This is a genomic window from Spiroplasma phoeniceum P40 (assembly GCF_003339775.1).
Classification (GTDB): Bacteria; Bacillota_I; Bacilli_A; order Mycoplasmatales; family Mycoplasmataceae; genus Spiroplasma; species Spiroplasma phoeniceum.
Genome location: NZ_CP031088.1, coordinates 1781294 through 1791576 on the forward strand (window position 1 = coordinate 1781294; position 10283 = coordinate 1791576).

Annotated in this window: 17 protein-coding genes; all 17 read right to left on the bottom strand. The window is 21.6% G+C overall.

Annotation, left to right across the window (positions count from 1 at the left end):
* Nucleotides 1-89 precede the first annotated feature (89 nt).
* The 17 genes from SDAV_RS10830 to SDAV_RS10895 all read right to left on the bottom strand — a co-directional run bounded on the left by SDAV_RS10830 (nucleotide 90) and on the right by SDAV_RS10895 (nucleotide 9856).
* The gene (locus SDAV_RS10830) at nucleotides 90-908 is read right to left on the bottom strand and encodes a hypothetical protein (protein WP_114565559.1); all 819 of its coding nucleotides are present in this window, start codon (nucleotides 906-908) and stop codon (nucleotides 90-92) included.
* A gap of 818 nt (nucleotides 909-1726) precedes the next feature.
* A complete protein-coding gene (locus SDAV_RS10835; protein ID WP_114565560.1) occupies nucleotides 1727-2416 on the bottom strand; it encodes a hypothetical protein in 690 nt (229 codons plus the stop codon).
* Nucleotides 2417-2473: 57 nt separating this feature from the next.
* On the bottom strand, nucleotides 2474-2596 hold the full coding sequence (locus tag SDAV_RS14200; protein WP_281268805.1) for a hypothetical protein: 123 nt from the start codon (nucleotides 2594-2596) through the stop codon (nucleotides 2474-2476).
* A gap of 501 nt (nucleotides 2597-3097) precedes the next feature.
* Entirely contained in the window at nucleotides 3098-3694 is a 597-nt protein-coding gene (locus tag SDAV_RS12735) for a spiroplasma phage ORF1-like family protein (protein WP_222611553.1), read from the bottom strand.
* 371 nt (nucleotides 3695-4065) lie between these two features.
* Entirely contained in the window at nucleotides 4066-4509 is a 444-nt protein-coding gene (locus SDAV_RS12740; RefSeq protein WP_114565561.1) for a hypothetical protein, read from the bottom strand.
* A gap of 15 nt (nucleotides 4510-4524) precedes the next feature.
* Nucleotides 4525-4761: a hypothetical protein gene (locus SDAV_RS10850; RefSeq protein WP_114565562.1), complete on the bottom strand. Its 237-nt coding sequence runs from the start codon at nucleotides 4759-4761 to the stop codon at nucleotides 4525-4527.
* Nucleotides 4761-5126, bottom strand: coding sequence for a hypothetical protein (locus SDAV_RS10855; RefSeq protein WP_245938426.1), 366 nt, complete (start codon nucleotides 5124-5126; stop codon nucleotides 4761-4763). The genes SDAV_RS10850 and SDAV_RS10855 overlap by 1 nt, the downstream gene beginning before the upstream one ends.
* On the bottom strand, nucleotides 5119-5295 hold the full coding sequence (locus SDAV_RS13765) for a hypothetical protein (RefSeq protein WP_245938427.1): 177 nt from the start codon (nucleotides 5293-5295) through the stop codon (nucleotides 5119-5121). The genes SDAV_RS10855 and SDAV_RS13765 overlap by 8 nt, the downstream gene beginning before the upstream one ends.
* A gap of 188 nt (nucleotides 5296-5483) precedes the next feature.
* Nucleotides 5484-5927 carry a hypothetical protein gene (locus SDAV_RS13770; RefSeq protein WP_245938428.1) on the bottom strand — a complete coding sequence of 148 codons (444 nt, stop codon included), beginning with the start codon at nucleotides 5925-5927 and terminating at the stop codon, nucleotides 5484-5486.
* Nucleotides 5928-6131: 204 nt separating this feature from the next.
* The gene (locus SDAV_RS10865) at nucleotides 6132-6341 is read right to left on the bottom strand and encodes a DUF2649 family protein (protein WP_114565563.1); all 210 of its coding nucleotides are present in this window, start codon (nucleotides 6339-6341) and stop codon (nucleotides 6132-6134) included.
* Nucleotides 6342-6541: 200 nt separating this feature from the next.
* Nucleotides 6542-6766, bottom strand: coding sequence for a hypothetical protein (locus tag SDAV_RS10870; RefSeq protein ID WP_245938429.1), 225 nt, complete (start codon nucleotides 6764-6766; stop codon nucleotides 6542-6544).
* Nucleotides 6767-6980: 214 nt separating this feature from the next.
* Nucleotides 6981-7193 (bottom strand): hypothetical protein, encoded by a 213-nt coding sequence (locus SDAV_RS10875; protein WP_114565564.1) that lies wholly within the window; start codon nucleotides 7191-7193, stop codon nucleotides 6981-6983.
* A gap of 13 nt (nucleotides 7194-7206) precedes the next feature.
* Nucleotides 7207-7389 (bottom strand): hypothetical protein, encoded by a 183-nt coding sequence (locus SDAV_RS10880; RefSeq protein WP_114565565.1) that lies wholly within the window; start codon nucleotides 7387-7389, stop codon nucleotides 7207-7209.
* Entirely contained in the window at nucleotides 7389-7616 is a 228-nt protein-coding gene (locus tag SDAV_RS10885) for a hypothetical protein (RefSeq protein ID WP_114565566.1), read from the bottom strand. Before SDAV_RS10885 ends, SDAV_RS10880 begins: the two co-directional genes overlap by 1 nt.
* A gap of 194 nt (nucleotides 7617-7810) precedes the next feature.
* Entirely contained in the window at nucleotides 7811-7942 is a 132-nt protein-coding gene (locus SDAV_RS14205) for a hypothetical protein (RefSeq protein WP_281268806.1), read from the bottom strand.
* Between the two features lies 1 nt (nucleotide 7943).
* Nucleotides 7944-8291: a hypothetical protein gene (locus tag SDAV_RS10890; protein WP_114565567.1), complete on the bottom strand. Its 348-nt coding sequence runs from the start codon at nucleotides 8289-8291 to the stop codon at nucleotides 7944-7946.
* Between the two features lie 635 nt (nucleotides 8292-8926).
* Nucleotides 8927-9856 (bottom strand): rolling circle replication-associated protein, encoded by a 930-nt coding sequence (locus tag SDAV_RS10895; protein ID WP_114565568.1) that lies wholly within the window; start codon nucleotides 9854-9856, stop codon nucleotides 8927-8929.
* Nucleotides 9857-10283 lie beyond the last annotated feature (427 nt).

Here is a 10283-nt window from a genome sequence, read left to right on the forward strand (position 1 = left end):
AACAAAATTAAAGCTACTAAAACTATATTTTAAATTATATAAACATTTCCTAAAATCATTTAAATTTATCAATTAGTACTGCATATTAACTACATAAAATTCTTAAACAATATGTTTAAAAGTTCATTATCAAATAAATAATTTGAATTTAAAATATCATCTTCAGTAGCAATGCTATCTTCACTTATTAACGGAGTAGGAATACGGTCAATAGTTCCCAAAGCACTTTGAAAAAATGGCATATTTTCACGCATCATATTTATAAAACTTGAAATAAATATAGATCCAAAAACATAAGTACTTATTAATAAAGCACCAAATATACCTTCTTTATTAAACAAAGAACTATATAAATCATTGCCATTTATAGTTAATTCTTGCACTATTCTTATATTATTTTCTCATATATTGGGGTCTCTAATTATATATTCAGTTTTAAATGGATCTTCATTTGGTCTAATTCCTGAAATTGAAATACAATGTCCCATTCCTTTACTATTAAATGTTCCCATTATAACAGGAGTACTAAAATAAAGCGAAGTTCATACTAACATTTGAAATAATATTATTCTTATTTTTTTATCATTAAATAAATTATGAAAGAAAAAATTATGAAAATCAAAATAAGAATATCTGCCTACTAAACTTTTACTAACTTCAGGATCATCTTTTAAAAATTTATAAATAGCATAAAGGTTTAATCCATTTTTAGTAATATCATTGATTTTATACTTTCCTAAAAAATGATTAAAAAGTTCACTTTGTGATAAAGAAACATTAGGATTTTTTGAAATATTATTAATTAATAGATTCTCTAATACTGCTAAAGTACAAAAACTAGAATGTATTTGAGAATTTATTGGTATAGGCATTGTTGTTTTTTTAAATCAATTTCTTTTGTTTTTCAATTATCTTGATGAACATTTTTATATTGAATAATGAGTTGTTTTTTTTCTATCCTGAAATAAAGAAAAATGAACTACTGTTGGAATTTTCCCCTTTCATAAAGGAGGAACAAATGGTAAAACTACTGCATTATTTTCTTGAATATCAGTTACATAAATTTGATTCAAGTCAAATCTAGGATTTAGTTGTTATATTCTATTAATAATAATTTCGGGAGTATTATCCGATAACTGTCCTAAATAAGTTTTAGTAATAACACTTGAAAAAGGAATCGGTGCTGAAACTTGCTCTGGCTCATCAATATCCATTTTATTTTCCTCTTGATTAGTCTCTCTTGTTAAAACAAAATTATAATGATTATGGTTAATATAGTATATATATGATTAATTTCATTTTGATTTTGATTTTCTAAATAAAAAAGTTCGTTATTCCTCATAATATTAGTGTTTAACATATTAGTTATTGCTTCAATTTCAATAGATCCTGCCCAAGTACCTATTAACCTCATATTATTCAAATAATTTTCAATTAATTGTTCCTCTGATAAACTATCTAATCCTAACACTCTTACTTCAGCTAAAATTGCGCTACTAAATGTTACACGATTTTCACCACGAAATCTATATAAGTTAGAATTTATGTAATCAACAACACGATTACGAAAAACAGTTTCTACTAAATGAATAGTTATCCTATTATTATATAAATTATGCCCACTACCATGATTTGTTAATTTAAATTGACTAAATAGATTTTGAAAATATGATAAATGATTTAAATTTTCTTCACCAAATAATTGGATAAATCTTGTTCGGAATGCTTAATTATCATTTCGTACTTGTAGCAAAAAAGCTATTACAACAGATCAAAATAAACAATTACCATTTGAAGGAACATTATATAAATAGCTTTGATTATTTTGCAATTTATTATTTGTTCTTTTCCTACGTTTAAATTCATCATAATAATATAAGCTTTCTTGCTTGTTTTCAATTTTTTTATTATTAAATGTTTCTCAATCAACAATATCATTATTTTTATTAACAATATAATTATATAAATTTGGATTACTTTCATATCAATATCCCTTAGGAATATTAGTAAAAGAAATAATACGAATTGACTCATCTATTTTTAAATTTCAAAATAAATCATAATAATAACTAAAATGATTTCATATTATATAAGCAAAAGATTTTAACTCTTCTTCATTAAGTTTATAATTATTATCATTATATGAAGGAGAAAATGTAATAAATAAATTTTTTATTTCTTCAATAAAGTTTTCTTTATCTTTTGTTGAAAAGAAAATAATAATTATTCTACTTCAAGTTATTTTATTAATTTTAATTTTTAATTTAGAAAATGTTGATTTTTCAACTATATCATTATTTAATTTATAATATTTTTGTGCATTTTTATTTATTAAATTTGTTATTAATTGATCTTGCTCTATTTGTTCTATGTTTAAATCATTATTTGTACCAATAATTCTTGCTATTTTTTTCATCTTTAATATATTCTCCACCATCAATATATAAAATAATAATAAACAGTTAGTTACTATCTAAATGTAAAAAAAATTATAATAATGACTAAAATTTTTTCAAAATATATGAGCATAAGCATCAATTGCATTTTCATCAAAGGCTTCAGCAGAAAAATTAATACTATGTTTTTTTATTTCCATTATTACTTGTTTAGTTTTTGTTATAAAATCGTTTTGATTGTTTTTAACAAATAATTTAATTATTTCTAATAATTTTTCTTTTGATAAAACTATAGATAAATTTCAATTTGATTTATTATAATCATAAATTTTTTCAACAAAACTTGTTGATTCCTTAACGTTTTCATAATTTATATTATATTCTCTATTATTTTTCTTTTCTATTATTTCTAAATGTTAAAAACTATTAACTGCTATAACTGTTATCATAGAAGTACCTGTAATTGTTACAATAGGCAATAAAATTAATAGTTTTTTCATAACTTAATAACTCCTCTCTTTAAAATATTTTTTTATTTTATTTATAATAATAAGAGTTAATAGTCAATATATTTTTTAAGCAAGGAAAGGGGCTCCGCCCCTAAGTCGCTCCGCGACTTTTACCCCTTTAAGTAAGGTGGTGCGTGGATAAACCACCACACCACCTTACTTTTTTTACCAAAAACATTACATTATTTAGTCCTAAAAATAGCGTAAAAGTCCGTTAACCATTGCTAAAACTAAAATAGAACTTAACATAATCTTAAATGTAATATCAAAAGCAAACAAATTACCAATATTATTAAACAATTCAGACACATTACTAAACACATGTACTATCCCATTAACAAATTTATAAATTTCTTTCATACCAGGCAAATTATTTACAATCCAAATTGCCGCATTTTCAATATGAATATCTAAACGGTATCAAGCACCTTTTTTATAAGGTAATTGTCAAATTTTTCCATCATTAAGTTCACCATTTCAATCAGTAGCATTATAAAGACTAAAATTAAAACCATTAATTGAAATAGATCTATTTTCTATTAATGTAGTAGTACTAAATCTAATTAAATTAAAACCTTGATATTTTGACCTATCTGTCATATCTAATAATTTTATTGATTGAGTATATTTATCATTATTAGAAGGTAAAATATTAGTCTTATAATCTCAATTTGAATAATAAGAAAAATAATCATTAGTACTATTTATCGTATAGGCATTATATAATTGCACTCGTGGTTTTAAATAATAAATATCTGTATCAGGAAATCTTAAAATATTAAAAACCATTGATTTTGGATATAATAAAAAACCATTTTTTACAAAAAACAAAAAACCTAAATTACCATTATTAGATGTAAAATAAATAAATTCTTTAAAATTAGAAATATCAAATATAACTCTTAAAACATTAGAATAAAAAATAATCTAAAACTTGAAATAAATTATCCAACGAATAAAAATTTTGTTTAACATCATTAACAAAATAATTACTGTTATATTTTTTAAGAATATCCATATTAAGCAATTCTTTATAATTAAAATTTAAAATTAAATAATTCATATCAAAATGTTTATAACTCTGATTGGAAATAATTGGCATAAATAAATATTGTATAATTTCTCAATTATTAAAAGTAAATTCATATTTTATATTGTTTTTATAAATAAAAAATATCTAACAATTTATTTGGCGTTTTATAATCTATTATTAATCTACCCAAAGAACCCATCTCAGAAATATCTTTTGGGTTTCAACTTAATAAATAACTTCAACTAGTATTTTTAATTTTATTAAATCAATAATTACTATCATTTTTATCAGCACTTACATTTGGAATAAAAGGAGTTTCAACACCAAAACTAAATGCATAATTACTAGGGTCTAAACCTTGCATAAAATAATCTTGTCGCAACATTAAAGTATACTGAAAATCATATTCATTTGCTTTTGCATAAGTTAAATCACTAAAATTATCATTATTTCTTGTTTCTACTTTACAAACATTACTAATATAATTTATAGTTGTAGCACTACAAAAAAGAAATATTCAACCAAATATTAAATAAAAAATAATAAATATATCTAATAATCGTTTTCGCATTGTTTTAACCCCCCCTTAAACAATAAAAATAATTCTAATACCCATAATAATAATTCCAAACGCCATATATAACTGGAAAATAGGATGTGTCGCAATAATAAATAATTGTGCTACTAATTTATAAAAATCATTAGCAGACTCCAAATAATGTTTAACAGTATAAAAACCTAAATCTGTTGCCACAACAATATTAGCAATAAAACCAAGTCCAACAGTCAAACCAATAACAAAGAAAAATATTAATTTTAACATTATTTAACGCCTCTCTTATCTTTTGCTTGTTGTCTAACATTTTGACGTTTAACTTCTCTTTTAACTTGTTGCTTATTACTATTCTGATATCTTTTTTTAGAAAAAGAAACAACACCTTTCGCACCCTTTGCTACACTAGAACTTGCTTCTAAACTTGCACGAGAAACTGAACTTAAACCACGAGAACTATTAACTAATAAAAAAAAAATAACATTTATAACACCACCAAATACTCAAATTACAAATAAAGGAATATTCGTACCGGGCAATTTTAATGCTCACATTCAATCCATTATTTTCATAAAAATATCAACTACAACATTAATGGCACCATTTCATACATAATTAGCAAGTAAATTAATCATTTTCTAACTCTCCCAAATTCTTTAATAAATGTTCCATCCCCATCTCTCGTAATTCATTAATCGTAATATATTTTTTAACAATACTAGGTCAATTTTGCTTAGTATAACTTGGTACTTTATCATTTTTTAAATCACGCACAAACTTTAAATATTTACTATCATATTGCATTGCAATAGATAAAGGAATTGTTATTTTAACAAAATTAATACCAATATCTTTATTAGATTTTTTACGAACTCTTTTTCCGTTTGCTGTTCGTTTAACCGTTTCAGTTTTTCATACTAAATAATCATCTAAATCATCAAAAAAACTATTTTCATTTTAAAATAAGAAAAAAATATACTAGGTGGAATACATTACATAGGAACAATAATCATATTAGTAATTTCTCTATATTCCACTCAATTCTGATTAATTCGTTGTCCAGCAAAAATAATATTATTATCAAACTGACGACATAACAAAAAAAATGGAATTAATCTGCTAAACTTTTTATTGTTTTCTTCGGGTTTATCACCATTCATATACAAAAATATTTCATCAAATAAAATTAAACTATCATTTGGTGGTATCTTATAATTTTTATTTTTAAAATCTAAATGGTTTAAACCTAAAACCCCAATTTTTTCATCATTAATAAAATAATTAGAATAAACATTATCAAATTTAGCAATTTGTGATAAATAAGTCATCAATAAAGTTTTACCAGTACCCAAAGCACCATTAATAATTGATATTAGACTACTTTTAACAATTTTAATTAATTTCCGTGTTTGAAAAAGATTACTAAAAAAGACCAAAAAAAGATAACATCAAAAATTACTAAAAAAATAAAAAGGATAATATCTATAACTGATGTAGAACTAAAATATATAAACTGTAAATTAAAACAAACAATAAAAAGATAAAACAAAATATTTGCAATAAATCAATTTACATATCAATAAGAAAACTTAATATTTTTTTGTCTTCGAAATAAATTAAAATAATTTTTAAACATATATCTACACCACCAATCTAATTGTTTTATATAAAATAAATATTGATAATCAAATTAAGAAAAATACTACTAATCAAACACCTATCATAATCACTGCATAAGTAATACTATCAATAGAACTACCAACAAAGTTATAAATTTCAGTTTTCGGAATAAAATAAAAAATCTGCAAAAGTTCTTGATATACTCGTTGCAAAAAAATATTTCAGTCCATTATTTTATCCACCTAAAAATACAACTTAAAATTAAAAATAACATACCAAAAACAAGTATTAAAAATACAACAAATATAACAATATCTAAAATAACAGGATGATTAACTCCGAAAATAATTGTCATAAATTCATAATATAAATCTCATACACTTTGCATTTTTCTTATTCCTTTCCTAAATGTTAACTACTAAAATCAAGGTTAGAGTTTATTATTAAATATTAAACTCCGTGAATTAACTTTCTGATTGTTTCAATTCCCAAAACCACAAACATTAAAACTAACGGAAATAATTAATAACATATGTGACCCTAAAAAAGTAATAAATCAGTTAGTAAAAGCAATCGCTCAATCAGCAAGAATTGTAGCAAAATCGCCTATTTGTTTAATAACATCAGCGTCGCCCGCTAATAAATTTACATTCATTAATAACATCTCATTTAAAATACTTTCTATTAATAATAAAACCTTCGCATACTCTAACCTTGATTTTAGTAATTAACACTAAAAACTAAAATCAATTTTTATACTTGCGAAGGTATTTCATTGATATTAACTTATTTATCTCAATTCTTTCATAATTTCTTTTTTCAATTTTTTTGGTTTAATTTTTGAAATTTATTTTCTTGTTTCATTTTTTTTATTTCTTTTTTACAAAGAATACATATTTTTTTAGAATATTCATTCCAAAAATAACAATTAAATAAAACTTCTTTTTTTCTTTCAAATAATCTTTTTGTAATATTTTCAATGTTTCTAAAAAATAATCTTTTGAATGATAAATTGAAATACTTTTTTCTTGTTCTAATTCTTCAATTAAATCATTTAAATTTTGAATAAAAATATAAATCAACTCCTTTTAAATTTTATTCAACAGACTTATCTGCTTTTTTAATTTTTCGTTTTCCTAATTCTTTAAATTCTACTTTTTTAGAACAATGCGGACAAATTAAATATTTATTTTTAAATCTAAATATTGTATTAACTGTTAAAAAAACCAATAACATTAACATTGCAATTACTAAAATAATTGTTGCAAAAACGGTCATTAATTATCACCTTTACTTTCTATATTTAACATATAATTTTTGATTTGCTCCACTAATAATTTAAAATGTTGTTCTTCCATAACACCAATATTAATAACTTTATGACTAAGATACAATTTAATTGCTTTTCTTAACATAAATAATGGTATTTTAGTAGGTAAACATTGATGTATAACATTAACTAAATACTCTAATCGCTGTTTATATAACTTAGTTTGCTTTTTCATTAAAAAAATCCAACATAAACAAAAAACAATATAAACCAAATAACTAACAATAAACAAGAAACTATAAAAATAATTCAGTCTCAATTAATATTTAATTTATCTTTATTTTTTGTCATTATTTAACCTTAACAATTTTTTTATGTTTAGGACAAATAATATCTTGTCTATTAAATAAATAACAATCTGATTTTTTCTTAGTCATTATCTAACCTAGAATAATATTGATTAATTAAAACAACATTTTCATTAACACAATTTCAACAATAACGAAACCCATTTTCTCAAACAATATCATTAATACAAACCATACATAACTGTTGTTGCATATTAACTATTGCTTTCTGTTATTGATGAATTATTAGAATATTTGTTAATAAAATCTTGTTCGTTATTATTTTCTGTATATGGTTCAACAATATTAATTTTTCCATCCCATTTAAGCGAAACATAAAATAAATTACCATCAATTAAATAAGGTTTTAATTTTAAATAATTTTCATCAGTTATTTTAAATCATTTTGATTTTGACAAATCTTTTGTACCTTTAAAAGTACCATTTTCTAATTTAATAACTGGTGTAAATGTATAACTATCTCATTTACTTTCATTACCTTTGTCATCTTTAATAATTTTACCCGTTGCAATATCTATCAACTGTACTAGAAATCCATTCATAAGATTTCTCCTTTCTTTTAAAAATCTATATAGATTCTTAAAAGATTTCAGGTTTGAAACTTAAAATAACTATTATAATTAAATCAAAAACAACGACGTCAATTTTTTAATTATTAGAAAGGAGTTTTATTATGCTTAAAATTGCTATTTGAATACTAGAGTTTTTATATTGAATAACTAATGACAATGGCAGATTAGTAGTTTTTATTTTACTAACTGGTATTTCCATTTTATTATTAATCAATATATTTATTAAATATACAAAATAAGTGTTTTTTATTTGAATAAGTTTATAAATAAGCATAAAAAAAATTTAATTATATCTAAGTTTCGTTCTAGGAAACCTTTTAAGATTTGAAACTCAAACATAATAAAATGTTTAAGTTAAATTAATAATACAATAAAATATTAAAAAGTCAAATTTTCAGCACAAAAAATAAATATATTGTAAAATATACATCCTCATCTTGTTTTTTTTTTTTTTTTTTGTTTTAATTAATTTGTGGTAATTGTTGTTCTAGGCGATTACCACATTTTTTAATGAGTTTTTAACTCATTTTTTTTATTTTTTATAAAAAAATATTTGAATTAACAAACTTGTACATTTAATTTCCAATTTGAACGAAGAAACTTTTTTAACACCTTAAATTGGTATTTTTATTAAGAGTAAAATTAGTATTTTTAACTAAATTTCTAAATATTTTTCTATCAACAGAAACATATTTTTTATATTCCCTAAACTTATCTAAACCATAATAACTATCACAACTAAAACCAATTTTATAACCATTTTTATCACCAAAAGCAAAATAATTCAAGTTATCTTTAACTGAATAAATTAAATCTTGTTCAGATAATTCAACAACACCGACTTTAACCTTTGGATTTTTACAATTTTTACTAAATTGATACGCTTTAATATTTAAATCATAATGATTTTGTGACTTATCATTATTAGAAGTTTTAACAATATATTTTGCAAGATATTTAACAACATCTTCGTTTGTTCCACTACGAACTTTAATATTTTTATTAATACCGTGTTTTCAGTATTGTTGTACAACACTATTGGGTATTTTTTGATTTAATATGATGTGAAAATGGACTGCTCCGCGTTTTTGATACTCATAAGTATACATATATTTTAAAATTTCTTTATGATTTTTTGATCGAATTGGATTATTTCATCAACGATTAATATTATTAAAAAATAACTTTAAATTATTTTTACATTTTTTTACATTAGTTTCATTAACTGCATAAGTTAAAGTCAGAAAACTTAAATTTTTTGAATTTCAAAAATTATGATAGGCTTTACGAATACAATTACCTTGCGAACGAATACGACTATTCCATAGTTTTTTATCATTTTTTTTAGTATTTTTAATTCCCATTTTATTACGGGGATTATTATTAATTAATTCTAACGGTAAAACAATATTTTTAACATAATTACCATAAAAGACTTTTTTTAAATAATATTCTTTTTTAACATAATTTAAATCATTCATAATTAAATTATGACCTTTATTTATTAAATTATCTTGAATAAAAACATTATTCATTTTTATAAACTCCTTCCAAATAAAAAAAACACTAAATTATATTTTAAAAGTTTCGTTCTAGGAAACTATAAATAGTTTGAAACTTTCAATATAATTAAGTGTTTATATTTGAAAGTTATTTTTATTCTAATATATTATTTTTAATTTTGCAATATTTATTTTAATGATGTTCAGTTATGTTAGTTATTAGATAATTATACCATATTTTTATTTGTTATTAGGAATTTTTTCGATAATACTTAGATTAATAAATATTATTGTAAAATTTTATCACTTTCCACAATAAAAAACAATTTACACCATAAAATGTTAATAATGTGGAAAACAATAAAAATAATCAATAAAAACAATACTTTTAAAGATAATATAAAAAATATTTAATGTGGAAAACTATTAATTTTTATTAATTTTGCTCATTTTTTAATAC